At 39.7% G+C, this 26409-nt stretch carries 20 protein-coding genes, 1 tRNA gene and 1 riboswitch; of the genes, 20 read left to right on the plus strand and 1 reads right to left on the minus strand.

What is annotated here, in order from left to right; all coding sequences use genetic code 11:
* Nucleotide 1 precedes the first annotated feature (1 nt).
* The 5 genes from WG954_RS11340 to WG954_RS11360 all read left to right on the plus strand — a co-directional run bounded on the left by WG954_RS11340 (nucleotide 2) and on the right by WG954_RS11360 (nucleotide 4413).
* Nucleotides 2–1258 (plus strand): replication-associated recombination protein A, encoded by a 1257-nt coding sequence (locus WG954_RS11340; protein ID WP_340436518.1) that lies wholly within the window; start codon nucleotides 2–4, stop codon nucleotides 1256–1258.
* A 12-nt stretch (nucleotides 1259–1270) separates the two neighbouring features.
* Nucleotides 1271–2623, plus strand: a complete 1353-nt coding sequence (locus tag WG954_RS11345; RefSeq protein ID WP_340436521.1) for a M20/M25/M40 family metallo-hydrolase — start codon at nucleotides 1271–1273, stop codon at nucleotides 2621–2623.
* On the plus strand, nucleotides 2623–3084 hold the full coding sequence (locus WG954_RS11350; protein ID WP_340436524.1) for a GNAT family N-acetyltransferase: 462 nt from the start codon (nucleotides 2623–2625) through the stop codon (nucleotides 3082–3084). Before WG954_RS11345 ends, WG954_RS11350 begins: the two co-directional genes overlap by 1 nt.
* Before the next feature lie 159 nt (nucleotides 3085–3243).
* On the plus strand, nucleotides 3244–4239 hold the full coding sequence (locus WG954_RS11355; RefSeq protein ID WP_340436526.1) for an outer membrane beta-barrel protein: 996 nt from the start codon (nucleotides 3244–3246) through the stop codon (nucleotides 4237–4239).
* 39 nt (nucleotides 4240–4278) lie between these two features.
* Nucleotides 4279–4413: a hypothetical protein gene (locus WG954_RS11360; RefSeq protein WP_340436528.1), complete on the plus strand. Its 135-nt coding sequence runs from the start codon at nucleotides 4279–4281 to the stop codon at nucleotides 4411–4413.
* A gap of 629 nt (nucleotides 4414–5042) precedes the next feature.
* Here the strand turns inward: WG954_RS11360 and uvrA are convergent.
* Nucleotides 5043–7877 (minus strand): excinuclease ABC subunit UvrA, encoded by a 2835-nt coding sequence (uvrA, locus tag WG954_RS11365; protein ID WP_340436530.1) that lies wholly within the window; start codon nucleotides 7875–7877, stop codon nucleotides 5043–5045.
* A 285-nt stretch (nucleotides 7878–8162) separates the two neighbouring features.
* Here uvrA and WG954_RS11370 point away from each other — a divergent pair, with 285 nt between their 5' ends.
* From WG954_RS11370 to WG954_RS11440, 15 genes are all read left to right on the plus strand, one after another.
* Nucleotides 8163–8621, plus strand: a complete 459-nt coding sequence (locus WG954_RS11370) for a hypothetical protein (protein WP_340436532.1) — start codon at nucleotides 8163–8165, stop codon at nucleotides 8619–8621.
* 89 nt (nucleotides 8622–8710) lie between these two features.
* Nucleotides 8711–8824, plus strand: a riboswitch (SAM riboswitch).
* Between the two features lie 425 nt (nucleotides 8825–9249).
* Nucleotides 9250–10575: an O-acetylhomoserine aminocarboxypropyltransferase/cysteine synthase family protein gene (locus tag WG954_RS11375; RefSeq protein WP_340436535.1), complete on the plus strand. Its 1326-nt coding sequence runs from the start codon at nucleotides 9250–9252 to the stop codon at nucleotides 10573–10575.
* A gap of 114 nt (nucleotides 10576–10689) precedes the next feature.
* A complete protein-coding gene (locus WG954_RS11380; RefSeq protein ID WP_340436537.1) occupies nucleotides 10690–11742 on the plus strand; it encodes a homoserine O-acetyltransferase family protein in 1053 nt (350 codons plus the stop codon).
* A 1-nt stretch (nucleotide 11743) separates the two neighbouring features.
* Nucleotides 11744–13006, plus strand: coding sequence for a homoserine dehydrogenase (locus WG954_RS11385; protein ID WP_340436539.1), 1263 nt, complete (start codon nucleotides 11744–11746; stop codon nucleotides 13004–13006).
* A gap of 2 nt (nucleotides 13007–13008) precedes the next feature.
* Nucleotides 13009–13743: a phosphoadenylyl-sulfate reductase gene (locus WG954_RS11390; protein ID WP_340436542.1), complete on the plus strand. Its 735-nt coding sequence runs from the start codon at nucleotides 13009–13011 to the stop codon at nucleotides 13741–13743.
* Between the two features lie 112 nt (nucleotides 13744–13855).
* On the plus strand, nucleotides 13856–14764 hold the full coding sequence (gene cysD / locus WG954_RS11395; protein WP_340436544.1) for a sulfate adenylyltransferase subunit CysD: 909 nt from the start codon (nucleotides 13856–13858) through the stop codon (nucleotides 14762–14764).
* A 92-nt stretch (nucleotides 14765–14856) separates the two neighbouring features.
* Complete coding sequence (locus tag WG954_RS11400; RefSeq protein ID WP_340436546.1) at nucleotides 14857–16098, plus strand: sulfate adenylyltransferase subunit 1; 1242 nt, start codon at nucleotides 14857–14859, stop codon at nucleotides 16096–16098.
* A gap of 67 nt (nucleotides 16099–16165) precedes the next feature.
* Nucleotides 16166–16975 (plus strand): uroporphyrinogen-III C-methyltransferase, encoded by an 810-nt coding sequence (gene cobA / locus WG954_RS11405; RefSeq protein ID WP_340436549.1) that lies wholly within the window; start codon nucleotides 16166–16168, stop codon nucleotides 16973–16975.
* Nucleotides 16976–16983: 8 nt separating this feature from the next.
* Nucleotides 16984–18702: a diflavin oxidoreductase gene (locus WG954_RS11410; RefSeq protein ID WP_340436552.1), complete on the plus strand. Its 1719-nt coding sequence runs from the start codon at nucleotides 16984–16986 to the stop codon at nucleotides 18700–18702.
* A 29-nt stretch (nucleotides 18703–18731) separates the two neighbouring features.
* A complete protein-coding gene (cysI, locus tag WG954_RS11415) occupies nucleotides 18732–20414 on the plus strand; it encodes an assimilatory sulfite reductase (NADPH) hemoprotein subunit (protein WP_340436554.1) in 1683 nt (560 codons plus the stop codon).
* Nucleotides 20415–20418: 4 nt separating this feature from the next.
* Nucleotides 20419–21099: a DUF2490 domain-containing protein gene (locus tag WG954_RS11420; RefSeq protein WP_340436556.1), complete on the plus strand. Its 681-nt coding sequence runs from the start codon at nucleotides 20419–20421 to the stop codon at nucleotides 21097–21099.
* Nucleotides 21083–22570 (plus strand): TSUP family transporter, encoded by a 1488-nt coding sequence (locus WG954_RS11425; RefSeq protein ID WP_340436558.1) that lies wholly within the window; start codon nucleotides 21083–21085, stop codon nucleotides 22568–22570. The genes WG954_RS11420 and WG954_RS11425 overlap by 17 nt, the downstream gene beginning before the upstream one ends.
* A gap of 293 nt (nucleotides 22571–22863) precedes the next feature.
* Complete coding sequence (locus tag WG954_RS11430) at nucleotides 22864–25446, plus strand: TonB-dependent receptor (protein ID WP_340436560.1); 2583 nt, start codon at nucleotides 22864–22866, stop codon at nucleotides 25444–25446.
* 97 nt (nucleotides 25447–25543) lie between these two features.
* Nucleotides 25544–25634, plus strand: a tRNA-Cys gene (locus tag WG954_RS11435).
* 19 nt (nucleotides 25635–25653) lie between these two features.
* Entirely contained in the window at nucleotides 25654–26409 is a 756-nt protein-coding gene (locus tag WG954_RS11440) for a DUF2490 domain-containing protein (protein ID WP_340436563.1), read from the plus strand.

Raw genomic sequence — 26409 nt, forward strand, 5'->3', positions numbered from 1 at the left:
CATGCAGGCTCCATTAGCAGAACGGTTACGACCAAAACAATTGCACGACCTTGTTGGTCAGCAACACCTCACGGGGCAAGGCGGTATTCTGCAGAAAGCCATTGCCAGTGGTAACATTCCAAGTATGATCTTGTGGGGGCCTCCCGGCGTTGGTAAAACAACCATAGCAAATATCATTGCGAATAATGTAAGTGCTACGTATTATCAGTTAAGTGCTATCAGCAGTGGTGTAAAAGATGTGCGTGAAGTAATTGAACAGGCGAAGCAGGAAGCAAAAGCCATTTTATTTATTGATGAGATACATCGTTTCAATAAAGGTCAGCAGGACGCTTTGTTAGGTGCTGTTGAAAAAGGAATCATTACACTCATTGGTGCCACAACAGAAAATCCTTCGTTTGAAGTGAATAGTGCCTTGCTCAGCCGTTGCCAGGTGTTTGTGTTGAAAGCATTGGATGAAAACGATCTTGTTCAATTATTGCAAAAAGCAATTACGAATGATGTTGTGTTGAGAGAAAAAAAGATCGAGTTAAAAGAAACAGAAGCACTCATTCGATTAAGTGGAGGTGATGCACGGAAATTATTAAACCTGTTAGAAATTGTTACTGATAGCTCAGGCAATGAAATGCTGATAACAGATGAATTGGTATTGCAAACCGTTCAACAAAAAATGGCGTTGTATGATAAAAGCGGTGAGCAGCACTACGATATCATTTCTGCTTTTATCAAATCCATTCGTGGCAGTGATCCCAACGCTGCAGTGTATTGGTTGGCAAGAATGATCGAGGGTGGCGAAGATGTAAAATTTATTGCCCGTCGTTTATTGATTCTTGCCAGTGAAGATATTGGCAATGCAAATCCCAATGCATTATTGCTGGCAAATGCAACATTTGATGCAGTGAATAAAATTGGTTATCCTGAGTCGCAACTTATTTTATCACAGTGTGTCATCTATCTCGCCTCCAGTGCAAAAAGTAATACTGCAACAGTTGCTATTGGAAATGCAATGGCCGCCGTTAAACAATTTGGCGATTTGTCTGTTCCTCTGCATATCCGCAATGCACCAACAAAGCTCATGAAGAACATGGACTACGGGAAAGGGTATCAGTATTCGCACAGTTATGAAAACAATTTCTCATCGCAGGAGTATTTGCCGGAGAAGATCGTTGGAACAAAATTTTATGAGCCGGGTAAAAATATAAGAGAGGAGGAGTTAAGAAGATTTCTGAAACAACTCTGGAAAGAAAAATATAATTATTAATCACTCCACTTTATGAAGCAAGTTTCGTTTTTCGTTTTTGTTTTCCTGTTTGTGTTAAAAGGAATCAATGCCCAAACTACTATTCAACGTGATCCTGAAATTGAAAAGATGGTCACTGCAATTTCTCCGGATTCACTCAAAGCTTACATTTTGAAAATGGTGAGTTTTGGCACACGCCATACCATGAGTACGGTTACTGATCCTAAACAAGGCATTGGCGCAGCACGTGAATGGGTAGTTACAAAGTTTAAAGAGTTCGCCAAACAATCAAATGGAAGAATGACTGCTTTTGTTGACACAACAACCTTGCAGCCCGATGGACGGCGCATCAGCAAACCTGTGAATCTTGGTAATGCAATGGCCATCCTGAAAGGAACTAATCCTGCCGATCAACGCATCTTTGTGATCAGTGGGCATTTAGATAGTCGTGTAACAGATGTAATGAATGCAACAAGCGAAGCGCCCGGAGCAAATGATGATGCCAGTGGTGTGGCTGCGGTACTTGAGTGTGCACGCATCATGAGTAAGTATGAATTTTCTGCAACGATCATTTTTGTTGCTGTAAGCGGTGAAGAGCAGGGATTGCTGGGTGCAAATTTTTTGGCAGGAAAAGCAAAAGATCAAAACTGGATCATTGAAGCGGTGTTGAATAACGATATCATGGGTTCAAACAACAGCAATGAAACAAACATTATCGACAATACAAAAGTGCGTGTGTTCAGTGAAGGATTGCCGGCTTATGAATTAGATAAAGCTGCTGCAAACATCCGCAATCTTGGTTTGGAGAATGATGGAAAGTCGAGACAGTTGGCACGTTATGTTAAAGAGATCGGCGAACGTTATGTTGATAATCTGGAAGTGGTAATGGTATATCGCAATGATCGTTTTTTACGTGGAGGTGATCATACACCCTTCATCCAAAAAGGATTTGCAGCCGTACGTATTACTGAGATGAATGAAAACTTCAATCATCAGCATCAGGATCTGCGAACAGACAAAGGCATTCAGTATGGTGACTTACCCGAGTTTATGGACTTCGTGTATTTAGCAAAGAACACAGGAATTAATCTTGCTTCACTGGCCAATCTTGCAAAAGCTCCATCAATGCCATTGGAAGTAAAGATTGAAACACGAAGCCTTACAAACTATTCACTCATCAATTGGAAGCAACCTGCTATTGGAAAAGTAAAAGGATTTTATGTGTTGCTGCGTGAAACAACAAGTGCTGTTTGGCAAAAGAAAATTTTCACGACTGAAACTTATGTGAAATTACCTTACTCAAAAGACAATTATTTTTTCGCTGTACAATCGGTAAATGAAAACGGCAACGAAAGTTTACCAGTTGTGCCAACACCCGGACGATAATGAAACTGAATTGGATCGTAAAAAAATTTGAAGCATTAACGCCATATGAGCTATACAACATCATGTGGTTGCGTAATGAAGTATTTGTTGTTGAACAAAACTGTGTTTACCAGGATGCTGATTATAAAGATCAGAAAGGTTGGCATTTGATGGGAGTTGATGAGGATAATAAACTGATGGCCTATGTTCGATTGTTGCCTGCTGGTGTTTCGTATGAAAAGGAACCATCAATTGGCAGAGTTGTTACAAATCCCGCTGCCAGAGGAACGGGTGCAGGAAGAGAATTAATGAATGTTGCAATTAAGCAATGTGAAGAGCTTTTTGGAAAACTTGATATCAAGATTGGGGCCCAATATTACCTGTTGAAATTTTATAATTCACTTGGTTTTAAACAAACAAGTGAGATTTATCTGGAAGATAATATTGAGCATATAGAAATGATTCGGAATTGTGAAAACTAATAGGTAATTTTACTTAACACCACAAGTAAAACTGCTTAAAAGCCTATGCCAGTAAGGGTTTCCACCGATTCAGTGAAAGAAAAAATTTTGAACTTCAAGATTTGTTTTCTAATATTGCCTTGTTGTATCCAATACACGAAGAACCAAATATCCAATTCTATGAAACAACGTACACAGCGCATAATTCTGTACGCTTTACTGCTTATTACGTTTTGTAATCAAAGTCTGCAGGCTCAGATTGGATTGTCTTCTGCAAATTCCCGTTTTGAAATTGGTTTAGATTTTGGCCCGATGAGTTTCCTTGGCGACCTTGGTGGTAACCGTGGACGAGGAGGCTATGGTCCTAAAGACAATAACCTGCCGGTAACGAATGCGATCATTGGTATTTCTGCTTCTTATTATCCTGCAGAGTGGATCGGGTTCCGTTTGTCAGGCAACTATGGTAAAATGGAAGGCGATGATCGACTGGTGAAGCAAAAGCAACCTGCTGATACATGGGAAGGTTCAAGAAAATACCGAAACCTTACATTCCGCTCACCTTTATACGAAGCATACGCTGCACTTGAAATTTATCCCACAGCATTTATAAGCTTAAAGAACGGATCTGGATTACCACGTTTCCGTCCATATGGTATCGTTGGTTTCGGCGTCTTTAAATTTAAACCACAAGGTTTATATAAAGATCCTGCAGGTAATGAATCATGGATCGATCTGAAACCACTCCGGTTAGAGGGACAAGGAATGGTTGAAACAGGAATTCCGGAATACAGTTTAACGAATTATGCTATTCCAATGGGAGTAGGTATTAAATATGATATTACAGAACGTGTAACATTTGCTGTTGAACTCATCCATCGCAAAACTGGAAGTGATTATGTTGATGATGTAAGTAATAAATTTATTGATCCGGCTTTGTTCGATCAGTATTTAACACCAACCCAGGCAACGTATGCTAAATACCTGGCCAACCCAAGTTCATTTTATCCGAATTCAAATCCGGCTTATACTCCTTACCGTGCGGGTAAGAAAAGAGGTAATCCATTAAAAAATGATTCTTATTTCTCCAGTACATTCAGACTTACCTGGAAGATCGGTGATGTGTACGCAGACTGGTTCCGAAATAAGAATTCAATGAAATGCCCGCAGTACTTTTAGCGAATAATTTTTATCCATACCCATACCCAAATCCCAAAAATGAAAACTGAAATCCCCAAAACAAAAGCAAGAGCGCTATCTAACAATCCCGAGCTAACTATCTGGTTGCTTCGTGTAGGATTAGTTACACTCTATGTTGTGCTCTACATCTTTAAGAAAAAACTTTATCTATAACTTCTTAAGCAAAGTATGTAATAAACGTTAGTCCGTACCCTTCTCATAATGTTCCAATCCTGTGAAAATCCAGTGAGAACCAGCGACCGATATTTATTTCATCATGCTTTGCTTATTCTTTTAATTACATAAACTTTTCTATATGTAAACTCATTAGCAAAGTATGCAATAAACGTTAGTCCGTACCCTTTCTAAAGTTTCCAATCCTGTGAAAATCTGAAGAGAGAACCAGAGACCGATATTTATTTCACCATGCTTTGCTTTTACTTTTAATTACACAAACTATCTATATGTAAACTCTTTGAACGAAGTATGCAATAAACGTTAATCCGTACCCCTTTTCTCATTTTTTTTTAATCTTGAGAAAAAGAAAAAAAGAGAACCTGATCGATATTTATTTCACCATGCTTCGTTCATTTTTTTCCCAGTGTTAAACCAAGACAATCCTAATGATTTGGCAAAGTATGCAATAAACGTTAGTCCGAAACCCTTTCTAAAGTTTCCAATCCTGTGAAAATCTAAAGAGAGAACCCTGGACGGATATTTATTTTACCATGCTTTGCTTTGTTTCTCTTGGTCCGTACTCTATCCTGTTGCCCCCCATTGGTTCGGGGGGCTTTTTTTTGTTCTTACAGTTCAACTTTTAGAAATCTTGCAGTGTGGCTTGCTTTACAATTGAGCAAATCTTCCGGTGTTCCTTCAAATAAAATTTCACCGCCACCATCGCCGCCTTCAGGACCAAGATCAATAATATGATCTGCAACTTTAATTACATCCATATTGTGTTCAATTACCAATACTGTATTACCTCTATCGGTTAATTTATTAAGGACATCAAGTAAGTGTTGAATATCCTGGAAATGTAAACCTGTAGTTGGTTCATCAAGAATATAAAATGTTTTGCCCGTATCTTTTTTCGCAAGCTCTGTTGATAGTTTTACACGTTGTGCTTCACCACCGCTCAATGTAACTGCACTTTGCCCGAGTGTGATGTAACCAAGCCCCACATCTTCCAATACTTTTATTTTACGATAGAGGTAAGGAACTGGTTGAAAAAACTCCACTGCTTCTTCCACCGTCATATCCAATATGTCTGCAATTGATTTCCCTTTATAACGAATCTCCAGTGTTTCCCGGTTATAACGTTTGCCGTTACATTTTTCGCAATGTACATATACATCTGGTAAGAAATTCATTTCAATAACCCGCATTCCACCACCTTCACAAACATCGCACCTTCCTGTCTTTACGTTGAATGAAAAACGACCTGCATTATAACCCCTGATCTTTGCTTCAGGTATTGCTGCAAATAATGTCCTTATCTCTGTAAAGAATCCGCAATAAGTGGCAGGGTTGCTTCTTGGTGTACGACCAATAGGCGACTGATCAATTTCAATCACCTTGTCAATATGTTCCAATCCTTTAATGCTTTTGTAGGGCATTGGATTGGCTTTTGAATCGTAACAATATTTGCTAAGGATAGGATAAAGTGTTTCGTTGATGAGTGTACTCTTGCCACTTCCACTAACACCGGTAACAACAATCAGCTTACCCAACGGAAATTTAGCACTCACATTATTGAGATTGTTACCGCTTGCACCTTTCAACTCAATCGATTTTCCGTTTCCTTTTCTACGCTCTTTCGGCACGGGTATTGATTTTTCGCCGTTCAGGTATTTGGCGGTATCACTTTTTGATTCAAGTACATCCTTTGGTGATCCGGCAGATACAATTGTTCCACCATGTTTACCAGCTTGCGGACCAACATCAATTAAATGATCAGCAGCAAGCATAATATCTTTATCATGTTCAACAACAAGCACACTGTTGCCTACATCACGAAGATTTTTTAATGCTTCAATCAAACGATGGTTATCACGTTGATGCAAACCAATACTTGGTTCATCTAAAATATACGTGATGCCCTGCAGTTGAGAGCCGATCTGTGTTGCTAAACGTATACGCTGACTTTCGCCTCCACTCAATGTTCTGCTTGAACGGTTGAGTGTGAGATAAGTTAAACCAACGTTCAATAAAAATTGTAATCGTTCCCTGATCTCTTTCAACACATCTTTGGCGATGGCTGCCTGTTTGTTACTGATACGAAGCTCCAAACCATCGAACCATGCAGCAAGATTATCAAGATTCAAATCACTTAATTCAGAAATATTGCGGTCTTCAATCTTAAACCAAAGACTTTCTTTTTTCAGTCTTGCACCATTACAACTTCCACAGGTTTGTAATGTCATGAATTGCGTTACCCATTCACGTAACCCTTCTGTACTGGTTGTAGAAACAAACCAACGTTTTAACATCGGGATGATGCCTTCGTAACTGCCTGTGTATTCATGCGGAACCGTTTCATCACTTGCATCGACTTCCAATGTTGCACTGATATTCTTATCGCCAAACAACAAAAGGTCAAGTTGTTCTTTTGGAAGTTTGTCAACCGGCACATCTAATTTGATTTTATATTTTTTTGCAAAAGCAATTACTTGTTGAAACACACTTGCATCACGTTCTTCACCTAATGGTGCAATGCCACCTTCCTTTACAGTTAGTGTTTGATCAGGCAGCACGAGCTCCATATCTATGGTATACACATTACCCAATCCTTTACAGGTTGGGCATGCGCCATAAGGAGAGTTAAATGAAAATGCATTGGGTGATGGTTCTTCATAACTCAGCCCGGTATCTTCACACATCAATTGTTTTGAATAAGAAACAACGCCACTCTTTTCTGTTTCAATAAACATCAGGTCTTTCCCGATTTTCAATGTTTGTTGCACGCTCTGGCTGATACGCACCCGAAAATCATCACTCACTTTCAAACGATCAACCACTACTTCAATATCATGGATCTTATAACGGTCAACCTGCATCTTAGGGGTAATGTCCTGTATCTCGCCATCAACCCTAACTTTTACATAGCCTTTCTTACGAATGTCTTCAAACAATTCACGATAATGTCCTTTACGTCCTCTTACCAACGGAGCAAGTAATGAAACTTTTTGTCCATCAAAACGATTGAAAATATTTTCTACAATTTCTTCTTCACTCCACTTCACCATTTTCTTTCCTGTGTTATAGGAATAAGCTTCACTCGCTCTTGCATAGAGCAGGCGAAGGAAATCATACACTTCAGTAATTGTTCCTACAGTTGAGCGTGGATTTTTATTGGTTGTTTTTTGTTCAATGGAAATAACAGGAGATAGGCCGGTGATCTTATCAACATCAGGCCGCTCCATATCGCCCACAAACTGCCGGGCATATGCGCCAAATGTTTCCATGTAGCGGCGTTGTCCTTCAGCATAAATTGTATCGAATGCCAAAGATGATTTTCCACTGCCGCTAATACCGGTAATCACCACCAGTTTGTTCTTGGGAATACTTACATCAATGTTTTTCAGGTTATGCACCCTTGCTCCCGATACTTCTATCTGATCATTAGTTGAGTCGCTCATAATTTACTGCTGCCGACCTTTTACGACCGGATAGCGAATTTACAGTGAAATCCTTTACTAAAATTATTAGGTTTTAGAAATGCCCTTCTTTGGTTTCCAGAAGATTGGGTGTTTAATCAGACAGGGAGACTTAAAGCTGGATAGTTCAACGTAACTGAAGTGGGTCAATATTAAATAATTGTTATGTGGAAAACTAGGTCGTTTTCATATTTTGATTTGGCCGGCTTCATGCTAACTTAATGTTCAATTACGACCTGCCAATCATACAAGCAAAAAACTTACACTATGGGTATAGCCGTTTACAACGCCGTTCCGATGATACTTCACGACGGTCAGAGAGAACATCGCTTCACCTTAAAATTAAACCCCGCAACCGAGAGCTTCCGACTTGAAAGCGGAATGATCAAACGCAGCATTTTCATTGGCAAACGTATGTTTAACCGTTTGTTTCAATTTGTGCGAAATGAGTATGGTTACACGTTGGGCCGCATCCAATATGACGATGATCAAATGAAAAAAGGTTCTGCGGTTACTGAAGAGCACGATCAGTTCAGGTTTATTATCAATGAACAAGATGGCATTGAAGTAATGCTGGAAAATGAAGCTGTTCCATTAAAAAAGGTATCGGCATCTATTCCACTTCGTTACGAAAATGAAATGGAGAAAAAAGCACACCTGCGTGCACTCATCCCATCAGTAATTGCAGCATTGATCCTTACAAGGGAAATGCAACCGGCACTGTAACAACTGTTAGTGAAAGATATTTTGCATTTTGCAGTTTTTGCCGCTAACTTTGCTGCAGTTCTTTTAACACCGGTATGAAAATACTGGTCCGCTTATCAAGAAAGGCAGAGGGTAATGGCCCAATGAAGCCTTGGCAACCTCTCTCAATTGTTTTGCAACTGAAAGAAAGGTGCCAATTCCATCCTGAAAAGGGTAGATAAGTCAGATTTCAAGCTTAACAATGTTCAATTACATAGCAAAAGCTCATCTGATATTATCGGATGAGCTTTTTTGTTTTGAACATGTTTGTTCTTACAACTGCTTCCGTTAAACTGTTTCTTAGATAGGTAAAAGAGAATGTAGAAAAACAAAAGCAGATGAAACAAACAATTGTTATTAAAAGCATTGACAAAACTTTTGCAAATGAGAATTTGTATAAATCAATAAAGCCGACTACTTTTGTTGGGTTTAGAAACTTCATGTACAACAGCAACAACAATACAAACCATTCTTTAACTGCAGCCATGCAGTGTTGTTGTATTTGTTGTATGCCGTAAGGCATACATATCATTTCCGACCCTGCCTGTCAGGGAGGTAACACACACACTTCTTCTTTTTTACTTCATTCTTCAATCATTAAATCTTAATTATGAGCAACACTCTTCGTTTTGAAACATTGCAATTGCATGCCGGTCAACAAATTGATCCAACAACAAAAGCACGTGCAGTGCCTATTTATCAAACTACGTCTTATGGATTTGACAACAGCGAACACGCTGCTGACCTGTTTGGCTTAAGAGCATTCGGCAATATCTATACACGTATTATGAACCCAACTACCGATGTGTTTGAACAACGCATCGCAGCTTTAGAAGGTGGTGTTGCAGCATTGGCTGTAGGTAGCGGCCAGGCATCACAATTTCTTGCACTCAATAATATTTTACAGGCTGGCGATAATTTTGTGACCACTACTTATTTATATGGTGGCACTTACAATCAGTTTAAAGTTGCTTTCAAACGTTTAGGTATTGAAGCACGTTTTGCTGATGGTGATGATGCAGAAAGTTTTGTAAAGCACATCGACAAAAATACAAAGGCGATCTACCTCGAAACAATTGGTAATCCACGTTTAAATATTCCTGATTTTAAAAAGTTTGTAGACTTGGCAAAAGAATATGATCTGCCATTGATTGTTGATAACACATTTGGTGCTGGTGGTTATTTGTTCCGCCCAATTGAACATGGTGCAAACATTGTGGTTGAAAGTGCAACTAAATGGATCGGTGGACACGGTACAACTATCGGCGGTGTAATTGTTGACGGTGGTAATTACAATTGGGGCAACGGTAAGTTCCCACAGTTTACTGAGCCAAGTGAAGGTTATCATGGATTAAAATTCTGGGACATATTTGGTGAAGGCAATCCGCTTGGTTTACCAAACATTGCATTCATCATTCGTGCAAGAGTTGAAGGCTTGCGTGATTTTGGTTCCGCACAAAGTCCGTTCAATTCATTTTTATTATTACAAGGTTTGGAAACATTGTCGCTTAGAGTACAACGCCATGTTGATAATGCGCAGAAATTAGCAGAGTGGTTGGAACAACATCCGTCTGTTGAGTATGTATTGTATCCCGGTTTAAAAAGCAATCCATATCATGAGCTGGCGAAAAAATATCTCACCAACGGATATGGTGGTGTATTGCAGGTTGCAATAAAAGGTGGAAAGGAAAATGCAGCGAAGTTTATCAATTCGTTGAAGCTGATCAGTCATTTGGCGAATGTGGGAGATGCAAAAACATTGGCGATTCATCCTGCAAGTACAACACACGAACAGTTGAGTGAAGCAGAACAAATTGCAAGTGGTGTTGCACCAAATCTTGTTCGCTTAAGTGTAGGTATTGAACATATCGATGATATTAAAGCAGACCTGGAACAGGCTTTTCAAAAAGTATTTGAAAAAGAATTGGTAGGATAAGACCTCCTGATGATTGAATAGAAAGTTGAAATGCTTAATTACAAAAGATAAAAAATAGATACCGCTCGGCCTCCCTTCTCCTTCAGGAGAGGGGAACGAGGGGTAAGGTTAAAAATGTCGACACAAATTTTTACATACAATAAACCATTCAGACTTGAGTCGGGAGCTTTGCTCAATCAATATCATTTAGCATACACAACGCTTGGTGAATTGAATGAAACAAAAGATAATGCCGTTTGGATTTTTCATGCATTAACAGCCAACAGCGATCCATCAGAATGGTGGAGTGGTTTGGTGGGCGAAGGAAAGTTATTTGATCCTGCTAAATATTTTATTGTATGTGTGAACATGCCCGGCAGTGCATATGGCAGCATTGGTCCTTTGGATATTAATCCGTTAACAGACGAGCCATACTATCACGATTTTCCGTGGTTTACCACAAGGGACATGATCCGTGCATATGATCCGTTACGCAAGTTTTTAGGTATTGAAAAAATATACATCGGTATTGGTGGTAGCATGGGCGGGCAACAATTATTAGAGTGGGCTATTGAAGAACCACAGTTGTTTGAACATATTATTCCCATTGCAACAAACGCATATCACTCAGCTTGGGGTATTGCATTTAATGCATCGCAACGTTTGGCAATAGAAGCTGATTCAACATGGAAGAATAAAGCGGAGGATGCTGGCACTGAAGGATTGAAAGCTGCAAGAAGTATTGCATTGCTATCTTATCGTCATTATGATGCGTATGGCATCAGCCAGATCGAAGAAAGTAATGATGTGCTGGAATCATTCAAGAGTGAATCATATCAACGTTACCAGGGAGATAAATTAGTGAAACGCTACAATGCGTTCAGTTATTATTTTCTCAGCAAAGGAATGGACTCACACAATGTGGGCCGTAGCCGGGTTTCTATTGAAGGAGCGTTAAAAGAAATTACCGCCAAAACATTGGTGATCGGTATCAGCAATGATGTGTTGTTCCCTGTTAGTGAGCAGCAATTTCTGGCAAATATCATCAGCGGAGCAAGCTTTAAAAGTATTGAATCGTTTTATGGTCATGATGGATTCTTGTTAGAGTACGATCAGATCAGCAAAGCCATCAACCATTTTTTGCAGCAAACACAGAAAACAGATTTAAAAAAACAATTAACAAGTTAATATGTCATCAGATAAACAATTGGTCATAGGACTGTTTGGATTTGGAGTAGTAGGAGAAGGGTTGTACAAAGTATTACAACAAACACCATCATTGAATGCACGCATTAAAAAAGTATGTATCAAGAATCCGAATAAAAAACGCAATGCTCCCGAAGAATTATTTACAACAGACAGAGATGTATTGTTGAACGATCCTGAAATTAATGTGATCGTAGAAGTGATCAATGAAAGCGAACCGGCTTTTTACATCGTATCAACTGCATTAAAGAGTGGAAAAGAAGTTGTGAGCGCCAGCAAGAAAATGATCGCTGAGCATTTGCCTGAACTCCTTCGTTTGCAAACTGAAACAGGTATTTCATTCCTGTATGAAGCATCAGCTTGTGCTTCAATTCCTGTGATTCGTAACCTCGAAGAATATTATGATAATGATTTACTGCACGGCATACGTGGTATTGTAAACGGCAGCACCAACTATATCCTCACAAAAATGTTTGAAGAGAAACTCGATTTCAAACAGGCATTGTTACAGGCACAGCAATTAGGTTTTGCAGAGGCTGATCCTACATTGGATGTGGATGGCTGGGATGCAGTAAACAAATGGGTGATCCTGTTATTACATGCATACGGAATTGTTTCGCATCCAAACGATGTATTGTTCACCGGTATTCAAAATATCCAGGGGTCAGATGCTACTGTTGGCCGTGAGAAAAATTTAGAGATTCGTTTGGTAGGTCAGGCTAAGAAATTGCAGAACGGTAAAGTAGCTGCGTTTTTGCTGCCACAGTTTGTAAAGCATGATGATCATTTGAGTTTTGTAAAGAACGAATACAACGGAGCTGTTGTTGAAAGTTCTTTTTCTGATAAGCAATTCTTTTATGGTAAGGGTGCCGGTTCATTCCCAACTGCGTCTGCAGTGTTGAGTGATATTTCTGCTTTGCGTTACGATTATAAATATGAATACAAGAAACTGTATTATCATCAACCAAATGAACTCACCAACGATTACTACCTGAAAGTATATCTGAGCTTTGACGATTGGAATTATATTCCAAAAGATAAGTTTGAGTGGATCGAAGAGTGGCATGCAGAAAGTGATCGTAAGTATTTAGTGGGTGTGTTGCATGCAACTGAGCTGAAAGAAAATACCTGGTGGAGAGAAAACGGAACGTCACTCATTCTTTCCCCCGAACCCATCATTGAAGATGTAGAGGTTCGCAAGCTTAAAAAAAAGAGTCTTGAATTAGCAGGTTTAAATTTTAATTGATCATGAGTTTACAACAACAAATAACTGAGCTGGAAGGTCTGCTTCAGGGTAAAAGTCCTGCAGCGGCTCTCCAGTTGTTAAGCGAACGGTTTAACGGCAATATCGTTTTTTCAACCAGCTTTGGCTTGGAAGATCAGGCCATCAGCCATTTGATCTTTTCTGAAAAATTGCCGATTGATGTGTTTACGTTAGACACAGGCCGTATGTTCACCGAAACATACAGCACCTGGCGTTCAACACTGGAAGCATACAATCAACCCATTCACGCTTATTATCCCAATGCGGAAAAGTTGCAGTCTTTTGTAACTGAGAAAGGTCCAAATTCTTTCTACGAATCAACTGATAACCGGAAAGAATGTTGCGGCATTCGTAAAGTCGAGCCATTGAAACGTGCATTAAAAGGCAAACAAGTTTGGATCACCGGTTTAAGGGCTGAACAAAGTTCTGATCGTCAGTCTACCTCTCAACTCGAGTGGGATGAAGGTAACCAGATTATCAAGTTTCACCCCATTCTGCATTGGACATGGGATGAACTGAATCAGTTCATTCGTGAAAATCATGTTCCCTACAATTCCTTACACGATAAAGGCTTTGTAAGCATTGGTTGTGCTCCCTGTACAAGAGCTATCCGCCCGGGCGAAGATTTCCGTGCCGGCCGCTGGTGGTGGGAGGATAAAAGCAACAAGGAATGTGGGTTACATGTACACACAGATGTAGAACAAGCTACAAAATCCTGATTTGCGCAAATGTTTGCGTAATTAAACCTCTTTAAAAACAAGTGTTAGGCACTTTGAGCCTTATATTTGCAGTCATACAACCCTACTCAGTAAGTAGGATAATAAGCAGATCATGAGTCAATATCATTTAAATTATTTAGAGCAGTTGGAAGCGGAAAGTATCCAGATCTTCCGTGAGGTTGCGGCGCAGTTTGAAAAACCGGCCCTTTTATTCAGTGGTGGAAAGGATTCTATCGTGATGGTTCATTTGGCAAAGAAGGCATTTGCACCCGGCAAAATTCCTTTTCCATTAGTACATGTTGATACAGGACATAATTTCCCTGAAGCATTGGAATTTCGTGATTGGTTAGCGAATCAAGTGGGTGCTACACTCGTTGTGCGTAAGGTAGAAGATACCATCAAGCAACGCAGCTTAACTGAGCCAAAAGGGAAGTTCCCAAGCCGTAACTGGTTACAGACATATACATTGCTCGATACCATTGAAGAATTTGCATTTGATGCATGTATTGGTGGTGCCCGCAGAGATGAAGAAAAGGCCCGTGCAAAAGAACGCATCTTTTCTGTGCGTGATGAGTTTGGACAATGGAACCCCAAATTGCAACGTCCAGAATTGTGGAATATTTACAATGGCCGTATTCACAAAGGTGAAAACGTTCGTGTGTTCCCGATCAGCAACTGGACAGAATTAGATATCTGGAATTATATCCGCAGTGAAAAAATTGATCTGCCTTCTATTTATTTCGCACACGATCGTGAAGTGATTGAACATGAAGGACAGTTGGTAGCAATGAGTGAGCATGTGCAACCATCAGCTGATGATAAGATTATCACCAAGCGTGTACGTTACCGTACTGTTGGTGATATGACTTGTACAGCAGCTGTTGAATCAAATGCTTCAAACTTAGATGAAGTCATTGAAGAGATCATTGCAACACGCATCAGCGAACGTGGTGAAACACGTATCGATGATAAAGTAACAGAAGCTGCAATGGAAGACAGGAAAAAGAATGGGTATTTCTAAAGAAGCGAGCGGTGAGTAGTAAATGGCAAGTATCTATTCACAATTCACCATTGACCATTCACAATTTTTTGATTTTAATTTTTTAAGATAACATGGACTTACTAAGATTTATAACCGCAGGTAGTGTAGATGATGGCAAAAGCACATTGATCGGTCGTCTGCTATATGATAGCAAGAACATCCTCATCGATCAATTGGAAGCGTTGGAAAAATCAACCAAGAACCGAACTGATGGTTCTGTCGATCTTGCGTTGTTGACTGATGGCCTTCGTGCAGAAAGAGAACAAGGGATTACCATTGATGTAGCGTATCGTTATTTCACTACACCAAAACGTAAGTTCATTATTGCTGATGCTCCCGGTCATGTGCAGTACACAAGAAATATGATCACAGGTGCAAGTAATGCCAATCTCATTATTATTCTGGTTGATGCAAGACAAGGTGTGGTGGAACAAACACGTCGTCATTCGATCATTGCTTCTTTACTTAAGATCAAGCATGTGGTAGTAGCAATCAACAAAATGGATCTGGTTGAATACTCACAGGATGTGTACAACAACATTGTAATTGATTATGCTGATGTAGCGAATCAATTAGGCTTGAAGGATGTGACTTATATTCCGATTAGTGCATTGAATGGCGATAACATCGTTGATAAATCTGAAACAATTACTTGGTACGAAGGCAAGCCGTTGCTTGAGTTCCTTGAAGCTGTTGAAATTGACAACGACATTAACTTAACTGATCCACGTTTCCAGGTACAGTTGGTGATTCGTCCGCAAACAGAAGATCTGCATGATTACCGTGGCTATGCCGGACAGGTGACAAGTGGTATCTATAAAGTGGGTGATAAAGTAACGGTGTTGCCTGCTGGTATTGAAACAACCATCAGCACATTGGAAGTTGGAGGTAAATCTGTTAATGAAGTATTTGCTCCGCAAAGTGTAACGATTCAACTGGCCGATGATATTGATATCAGCCGTGGCGATTCAATTGTAAAATCAGATAACCAGCCGCAGGTAAGCAATGAGCTTGATGTGATCCTTTGCTGGATGGATGATAAGCCATTGATCCCAGGAAACAAATATTACCTGCAGCATGGCAGCCGTTTGGTGCGTTCTGTTGTTAAACAGGTAGAATATAAATTGGATGTAAACAGTTTACAGCAACAACCCGTTGAAGGAAATGTGAAATTGAATGAAGTGGTGAAAGCTGTGATCAAAACTGCATCACCATTGGTGTTCGATTCATACGATCGCTTAAACGAAAATGGAAGTGCAGTATTGATCGATGAAACAAGTAACAGCACAGTAGCTGCTGTTTTAATCAAATAAAAAAGCCGAAAGGTTTTTTTATGATCTTAAACCCTACTTACAGAGTAGAATAATAAAGAGACGAAACATGTCAAACCAACCTCATACAACAAGCGGCAAAGTAATTCTTGCAGGAGCTGGTCCCGGTGATGCCGACCTCATTACGGTAAAACTGCAACAGCGTTTGGCAGAAGCAGATGTAATTATAGTTGATCGACTGGTAAACCCGGAGATCACTGATTTGTATGCACGTCCTGATGCGTTGGTATTGATGACAGGCAAACAAGGTTATCATGATGGGTCAGTTGCACAGGAAGATATCAATAAGCTCCTGGTTGGTCATGCAAAGAATGGTAAAACAGTTTTACGTTTAAAAGGTGGCGATGTTGCTTTCTTCAGCAATGTGCTTGATGAATTACAAAGTTTGCAGGAAGAAAATATTCCGTTTGAAATTATTCCCGGTATTACTGCTGCATCAGGTGCATCGGCTTATGCAGGCATTCCGTTAACAGCAAGGGGTTATGCCAAGGCTGTTCAGTTCATCACATTTAATCCATGCAGTTTTTACAGCCGTGATCAATGGAAGGCATGGGCAACGTCAACCGACACATTGGTATTTTACATGGCTGCACGTAACCTCGATGGTTTAACGGAGTTGCTGTTGCGTCATTCAAAAAAACCAAACACTCCGCTTGCAGTTATTGAGCAGGCTACAACAAAATTTCAACAGGTCCATATAACAACAGTTAGCGATTGCGCCACCGATTTTGCAACAAAAAAGTTCAGCTCACCTTCATTGGTCATCATTGGTGATGTGGTGAAACTGCATGAGCAATTCAGCTGGTACGAAGCCAGTAAAGCAGGTTCTGTTTTTCATGAATTAGTGACTGTTAAATAATGCATTTTATGATTGGTGATTTACGATTAAAAAAATTACACGAGTTTTTCGAAGGCTATTCCAAAGAAGAATTGATTTGGGTGAATGGCTATTTGTCCGGGCTTGTAAGCAATGGCAAACTGAATGGTACTTCTGATGCGAATGGCCAGGATCATAAAGCCGTGTCAACAAAAAAGATCACACTTGCTTTTGGTACCGAAACAGGCAATTCAAAAAAACTCGCAACACAATTAGCTGCTGCCGGTAAGAAACATGGCGTGGTTGTAAAGCTTACTGATCTGAGCCAATACCGTGTTGCAGATCTTGCAAAAGAAGAATTCTTTTTTGTGGTAATCAGCACACAGGGCGAAGGTGAGCCTCCAATTCCTGCAAAGAAGTTTTACGATTATATTCATGAAAATGAATTGTCGCTTCCCAATTTAAAATTCAGTGTGTTGGCATTAGGCGATACTTCTTACCCGATGTTTTGCAAAACAGGTGAAGATGTAGATGCTCAATTCTTGAAGTTTGGTGCAAAGCAAGTGGTGCCATTGCAAAAATGTGATGTGGATTATGAAGAAGACGCACAGGCATGGTTTAATAAAGTATTGCAGGTAGTGGAAAATCAAACTGCAGTTGCTCCCGCTATTGCAGAACCTGCACCTGCTGCGAAAAAAGCAACTGGTAAAAAACATTACCACGGTACGATTCTGACCAATATCAATTTGAACGATCGTGGATCGAAGAAAGCAACTTATCATATTGAAATAGGAACAGATGAACCGATCGCTTATGAACCAGGCGATACCATTGGTATTGTTCCCAACAACAGAGCCGATGTAGTAGATCGTATTTTATCACTCACAGGTATTGCAGCAGATAAAATAATTGTAACTGCAAAAGCAGAAGGAACAGTCAAAGAGCTGTTGTTACATAATCTGAACATCTGTTATCTGTTAACTTCAACTATAAAAAAATACGCAACACTTACACAGCAGGAAATTCCTGATACAAGAATGGATCTTGTTGATCTCTTGCGTATCTATCCCGTAAAAGATGCCGATCAGTTTGAAGATGTGATAAAAATATTGATGCCGATTGCACCTCGTTTGTACTCCGTATCATCTTCACCTGCAGCGCATGGCGAAAATGAAATTCATATTACCGTTGCAAAGAATGCATTTTTATCGCAGGATGAACAACGTTGGGGTTTGTGCAGCGAGTTCCTTGGTGATTTGCCGGTTGGTTCGCCAATTACATTCTATGTGCACAAGGATAAAAATTTCAAATTACCTGCTGCTGATAAAGATGTGATCATGATTGGTCCCGGTACTGGTGTTGCACCTTTCCGTTCATTTCTTGCAGAAAGAGATGCAACAGGTGCAAATGGTCGTAACTGGTTCTTCTTTGGTGAACAACATTTCACAACTGACTTTTTGTATCAAACAGAAATGCAGAATTACGTAGAGACAGGTGTGTTAACGAATATTGATCTTGCTTTCTCGAGAGATCAACAGGAAAAAATATATGTGCAACATCGCATCAAAGAAAAGGCCGGTGAGTTTTTTCAATGGATCGATGGCGGTGCTTCTGTTTACATCAGCGGAACAAAGGATCCAATGAGTAAGGATGTGGAGCATATATTATTGCAGATCATTGAAGAGCATGGAAAGAAAACAACTGAAGAAGCACATCAATACCTTGAGCAATTGAAGAAAGAAGGTAGATACGAAAAGGATGTGTATTGATAAACAATCGAACTAAGTTATATACTGAAATGGCGGAGCAAGTAAAAAATAAAGAGAAGGTGGCATTATCACCTGTTGAGCGTATCAAAACTGCAAGTGAGGGTTTGAGAGGAACGTTGAAAGAAAGTTTAACAAACCAACTCACAGGTGCATTGTATGAAGATGATCAATCGTTGATCAAGTTTCATGGCATGTACCAGCAAGATGACCGTGACAGGAGAGAAGAGCGTACAGCAAAGAAATTAGAATGGCTGTTCTCATATATGATCCGTTTGCGTTTGCCTGGTGGTTTCTTGTCACCTAAGCAATGGGTTGCTTTGCACGAAGTGGCTGGTGAACATTCAACCGGCACTATTAAGATCACCACAAGACAAACCGTGCAATTACATGGTATTTTAAAATCACACATCAAACCAACGATCTCCGATTTCAATTTAGCTAAGCTGGATTCAATTGCAGCTTGTGGTGATGTGAATCGTAATGTTACCTGCAGTGCACATCCAAACGAATCGGAAATTCATGAGCAAGTATTTGCTTTTGCAGATAAGATCAGTGTGATGGCTTTGCCAAAAACAAGGTCGTATTACGAAATATGGCTTGATGAAGAAAAGCTGGTGGAGAAAACAGAAGACGATCCATTATACCAGGATCGTTATTTGCCACGTAAATTTAAGATCGGTATTGCCATTCCTCCAAACAACGATGTGGATGTGTTAACGAATGATGTAGGATTGATTGCAGTAATTGAAAATAATAAACTCATTGGTTTCAATATTGCTGCAGGTGGTGGTTTAAGTTCAACACACGGGAACCCGAATACTTATGCACGTTTGGCAACGGTGTTGGGTTTTGTTACCGTAGAGCAAACATTGAAGGCAGTTTATGAAGTGATCACGATTCAACGTGATTATGGAAACAGAAGTGACCGTAAACTGGCACGTTTGAAATATACCATCGATCGTTTAACTGTTGAGGGATTAAAAGAAGAACTGGAAAAGCGTTGTGGTTTTAAACTCGGTGAGATCAAACCGTATACTTTCACTTCACGTAAAGATCATTATGGTTGGAAAAAGAATCATCAAGGCAAATGGTATTTCACACTGTTTGTAGAAAATGGCCGTGTGTTAGATGATGAACAGGTGGCAATGAAAACAGCGTTACTGGAAATTGCAAAAACCGGAAAAGCAAATTTCCGTTTTACCGGCAACCAGAATGTGATCATTGCTGATGTGCTGGAGGCAGATAAACCTGCCATTGAAAAAATATTGAAAGAATTTAAACTGGATGAACATACTGCAAATGCCGGTGCACTTCGTAAAAATGCAATAGCATGTGTGGCGTTCAATACGTGTCCATTAGCATTGGCAGAAGCACAACGTTATTTACCAACGTTGATCGACAAGATCGAACCTATACTCTCAAAACATGGTTTACAGGATGATGAAATTATTCTGCGTATGACCGGTTGTCCCAATGGATGTGGTCGTTCACCTGCAGCAGAGATAGGGTTTGTGGGTACAGCGTATGGTCAATACAATTTGCATATTGGTGGCGACAGGGAAGGGGAGCGCTTGAATACAAAATATAAAGACAGCTTAAACGAAGAAGAAATTCTTGCAACACTCGATGAGTTGTTTGAAGTATATTCCAAAGAACGCAACAGTGGCGAAACGTTTGGCGATTTTTCACAGCGTAAATGGATATTGAATTAATCGCTTGAACAAATTGCTTACGATAGGATTAGTTGCGCTTTCAGCACGAGCTTACACTCAAACCCCGTCTGCTGAGTTGTGGATTGGTGCAAATGTTACTGTAGCGTTTCAAAATAATTGGCAATGGCATAATGATGCAGGCTACAGGACAAATGGTGTAAATCTTGTTCCTCATCAATATCTTTATCGTACAGGTATCCGTAAAATATTTTCAACGAAATGGAACGCAGCTTCTGGTGCTGCATTTTTTTCAACCAGGATATCATATAACAAAGACGACCATGAATTTGGAAATGAATACCGGGCATGGCAGGAAGTAAATCACCAGCATGAATGGAAAAATGGTTTCAGTTTGCAGAACCGGTTCAGGACTGAAGAGCGTTTTTTTGAAGAGGTGAGTAACAGGGATGCCTACAATGCATTGCGGTTGCGTTATCGTGTTGCTGTTACAAAGCGGTTTTCGGAAAAATGGACAGTTCAGGTGGCAGATGAGTATATGCGCCAGTTGCAGCAGAAACAATTTTTATTTAATCAAAACAGAACATTGATTTCCCTTGGGCATGATTTAAAAAAACATGTACAATTGCAGGCCGTTTATATCTGGCAACAGCGACCAACGGGATCACAACATATTTTGGCACTCTTATTTCAAAAAACAATTACGGCAGATGGAAACAAGAACTGATGCAGATAAAAAAAACAGGCTCTATCCTGTTTTCCTGAAGCTGGAGGAATTACGCATCCTGCTGGTTGGAGCAGGGAATGTGGGCTTAGAGAAGCTGCATTCGTTGCTGGCAAATTCACCGGAAGCAAGTATTACGATCGTTGCTCCAATTGTAAAAGATGAAGTAAGAAAGTTAGTATTTAAGCATCCTGCATCAGTTATTGTTCAACGGGAATTTGAAGCGTCTGATCTTGAACAGAAAGACATCGTTATTCTTGCCACTGATAATCGCAAGCTGCATGAAGAAGTAAGAATATTGGCAAAGGAAAAAGGCATGTTGGTGAACGTAGCCGATACGCCTGATCTTTGCGATTTTTATTTGGGAAGTATTGTACAGAAAGGAAATCTGAAAGTAGCTATTTCAACAAATGGCAAATCGCCAACTGTTGCAAAACGAATCAAAGAAGTATTAAATGATGCATTGCCCGGTGAACTGGATGAAGTGATCGAAAATCTCCACCATGTAAGAAACAAGTTGAATGGTAATTTCGAATACAAGGTAAAGAAGCTTAATTCAATCACAAAGGTATTGGTTGAAAAAGATCGAATAGGTACAGAACGCCAATGGAAAAAAATTGCCACATACTCATTGATCGCTTTTGCATTAATGCTGGTTGGACATTTTATTTTCTCCTACATTCCATTCGGCCAAATTGCCACTGATACTGTTGCCTGGTACAAAACACTTGATGAAAATTTTCATTGGCTGGTATTAGCTGGTTTCCTTGCCCAGTTAGTTGATGGTGCTTTAGGAATGGGTTACGGTGTTACGAGTGCTACCGTTTTATTATCGGTAGGTGTGAGCCCTGCTGCTATCAGTGGAGCAGTGCATACAGCTGAAGTTTTTTCGAGCGCAGCATCCGGCTACAGTCATTATAAATTCGGAAATGTAAATAAGAAACTGTTCAAAGCGTTAGTAATACCCGGTGTAATCGGCGCCATCTTAGGCGCAGTCTTACTTACATGGCTCGGTAATGCAAATGCTACATGGTTAAGGGCGATACTCGCAACTTATACGATGTTTCTTGGTGTGAAATTTTTGATCAATGCTTTTCGTGAACAACGTCGTCAGAAAAAATTCAAGCACTATAGTGCATTGGCGGGTGCCGGTGGTTTTCTTGATTCTTTTGGCGGTGGTGGTTGGGGACCATTAGTTACTACAACACTTATTAATAAAGGAAGAAGTCCGAAATATGTTATTGGTTCAGTAAGTTTAACTGAGTTCTTTGTTACACTGGCAAGTGCCTTTACATTTTTTACACTATTAGGTGTAAGTCATTGGCAAATTATTGCAGCATTAATGATCGGTGGTTTTATTGCAGCTCCAATTGCAGCTAAACTGGTAGGCAAAATGCCAAGAAAAACGGCCTACATTTTATTAGGTATTCTTGTTATTATCTGGAGTCTACGTATTCTTATAAAAGTTTTCTAAGAAGTATTTCTTTTTCAATAAGGGTTACATAAACAAAGCATCATGCCGTTTATGTAACCCTTTTTCGTGCAAGCTAAAAATAAAAGTCTATAAATTTGGTAGGAAATAAATACTCTACTATTTTTGTAGGGTAATGAAAAATGTCAATCATCTCAACATTCACATGATCATGCGATTCGCATCGGCTACACGATGTTGTATGTGCAACTGTTGATCATTTGCTCCTCCATATAACTGTCATTCTTTTCGCTCTTAATAGCGGTCTATCTATTTATTTCTAAAAACTAATTATAATGAGAAGGTGTTTTCTTTTTGTTTTATTGCTAACAGCACTTACGCAGGTTTCGTTTGGACAGAGTGTGTTAAAAGGAATTATTAAAGATGGTAAGGGGCAGCCCGTTGAGGCAGCCAGTATCAAGGTAAAAGGAACTGCAATTAATGCTGTTGCTGATGGTAAAGGACATTTTAATATTCCTGCGCCAAGGGAATTGCCTTTTACGTTACTTATTTCTTCAGCTGGGTATTACCCAAGCGAAGTAGAGATCACTGAGTTAAAGGAAGCTGAATTAAATATTGTTTTAATTGACAACAATCAATTGTCGGAAGTTGTGATTACTTCACGTCGCCGTATTGAAACAGCACAGAATGTTCCTATTGCTATTTCAGTAGTAGGAGGTGCACAAATTGAAAATGCAGGTGCGTTTAACGTAAACCGTTTGAAAGAGCTTATACCAAGTGTGCAACTTTATACCTCCAATCCACGTAACACCGGTATTAATATCCGTGGACTGGGATCACCATTCGGACTTACCAACGATGGTCTTGATCCGGGTGTAGGTTTTTATGTTGATGGTGTATATTTTGCACGCCCTGCCGCAGCAACACTTGATTTTATCGACATCGAGCAAATTGAAGTATTGCGTGGTCCACAAGGAACACTGTTTGGTAAGAACACGACTTCAGGTGCATTCAACATCACTACCCGTAAACCAAGTTTTAATCCCGGTGCAAATTTCGAAGTGAGTTATGGCAACTATGGATATATACAAGCCAAAAGTTCAATAACAGGTGCATTAACGAAGAAGATAGCCGGACGTCTTTCTTTCTCTGGTACACAACGTAATGGTTTAATTGAAAATGTCAAAACAGGAAAGTACACGAATGATATCAATAACCTCGGCTTACGTGGCCAGTTATTATTCAAACCTTCAGTTAATACCTCTATAACACTTGCCGGTGATCTGTCCCGTCAACGTCCTGATGGTTATGCACAAGTAGTAGCCGGTGTGGTGCAAACAAAACGTGCAGCGTACCGCCAATTCAATGCAATCATTGCTGATCTTAATTATTCATTGCCCAGCCAGAATGCATTCGATCGTAAAATAGATCATGATGTTCCGTGGAATTCCGGTAACGATTTAGGTGGAGCTTCATTGAATATTGAACAAAAGATAGGATCAGGTACGCTTACAGCAACTACAGCTTGGCGTTATTGGAATTGGGATCCATCTAATGATAGAGACTTTACAGGTTTGCAAGCATTGGCTAAGTCTCAAAATCCGGCTAAGCATCAAAACTGGTCACAAGAAGTTCGTTATGCAGGTCAGTTGTCTTCACGCTTGAGTGGTGTTATTGGTTTGTTTTATATTGACCAGGAAGTTAAGATCAATGGTACAGAGGAATCAGGTTCTGCTCAGTGGCGTTTTTCACAAAGCTCAACCAGTAATCTTTGGAAAACACCGGGTCTGTTCGAAGGTTTTGGAATTAATACAAAAGCTTCTATCAAATCGAAGAGCGCTGCCGTATTCACAAATATTGATTGGGAAGTATTTGAAGGATTTCACATTTTGCCGGGGTTACGCTACAATTACGATGAAAAAGATGTTGTTTACAACCGTATAGCATATGGTGGTTTGGATACAGCTACTTACAATGGTTCTAAAGGAGATAAAACTACTTTGCAAGGATTTAAAAACGGAGTATACACCAGCCAGGCTTATGTGGCCAATGCGAATGAAAATAATCTTACTTACCAGCTTACACTTTCTTACAGAGCAAATAAACATATCAATACATTTGCAACTTATTCAACCAGCTTTAAGCCAGTTGGTGTTAACGTTGCAGGTTTGCCAACTGTAAACGGTCAGGCAGCAACTGATCTGGCAGTAATAAAACCGGAAGATGTAAGACATTTTGAAGTTGGTGTTAAAACAAATCCAACAGACAACTTTATTTTGAATGCCGTATTCCACAATACGAATATTCAGAACTATCAAACGAATGTTCAATCGGCAGAGTTAGGTGTTAACCGTGGTTACATTGCCAATGCAGAAGAAGTGAATGTAAAAGGAGTAGAGCTTGATGCAAACTATAAAGTAAATAGCCACTTCTTATTCTATGGAGCGTTGGCTTATACCGATGCGAAGTATGTGAAGTTTGCAAATGCACCGCTTCCACTTGAAGAAACAGGGTTGACTGAAAATGGCGTGCAGAAAGCATTCAAAGATATTTCAGGTGGCGTACTTCCCGGTATTTCAAAATGGTCAGGATCATTGGGCGGTGAGTTTACAAAAGCATCTACTTTCTTGAATAAACCTGCAAAATTCTTTATTGCATTGGAAAGTTTTTATCGCTCTTCTTTTTCGTCGAGTCCATCTCCATCAGCTTACCTGAACATTGATGGTTATGCACTTGTGAATGGACGAGTAGGCTTCCGTTGCGTTAACACAGGCTTTTCTGCTTTTGTATGGGGTAGAAATATTTTCAATAAAAACTACTATGAACAACTTTTGCCGGCAGGTGGTAATGCAGGTCAATATGGAGCTGTTCTTGGAGATCAGGCTACTTATGGAGTAACGTTGCGCTACTCACTTTAATAAAGTATGAGAACAAATTTTTGAATTTAGTTTTCCCTATAGCAAGCAATCGTAAAGAAAGCCGCGCATCCCGATTCTTCGGGATGCATTTTTTCAAAGCTGTATGGCCGAGTGGTTAGGTAAAAGTCTGCAAAACTTTTTACGTTGGTTCCCTGCCCGATGGCAGGCGAGGAATCCGACTGCAGCGTCAAATGAAACAAAATGCAAATGAAACGTAAATATTTTTCAACCCTGCTGATGCTGTTAAGCATGCAATCGATAATAGCACAATTGAAAACTACAACTGATGTAAGGCAGATATGGACTGGATATTTTAATCAAACACGTTTAACCGATAAATGGGGTTTTTGGGCTGATGTTCACTTGCGTACAAAAGACAACTACTTTAATAATCTTTCACAAGGAATTGTTCGTTTAGGTTTAACCTATTATCTCACAGACGATTCAAAGCTTACAGCTGGGTATGCTTTTATCAACCATTTTCCTGCGGAGAATCATAAAAATATTTCACAACCTGAGCATCGCCCCTGGCAACAAATTCAATGGCACACCAAATATCCTAAGCTGAAGCTGATGCAGTGGTTCAGGCTAGAAGAACGTTACCGAAGGAAAATTAAGAATAACGATGAGCTGGCAGACGGTTATAATTTCAACTTCAGGCTTCGATATAATATTCTGTCGCAGTTTCCACTGAGTAAGAAACGGTTTCAGCCACATACGTTTTCATTTGTGTTAAGCAATGAAGTGTTTGTAAATTTTGGAAAACAGATCGTTTATAATATGTACGATCAAAACAGGTTCTTCGCCGGGTTTCATTATCATGTAAACAAACATGATAATCTGCAAGTCGGTTATATGAACGTTTATCAGCAATTGGCTGCGGGTAATCAATACCGAAGTACACATGCGGCCCGGGTCTTCTATTTCCATAATCTTGATTTACGAAAAAGCATACAACACTGA

The sequence above is a fragment of the Lacibacter sp. H375 genome, from assembly GCF_037892425.1.
Taxonomy (GTDB): Bacteria; Bacteroidota; Bacteroidia; order Chitinophagales; family Chitinophagaceae; genus Lacibacter.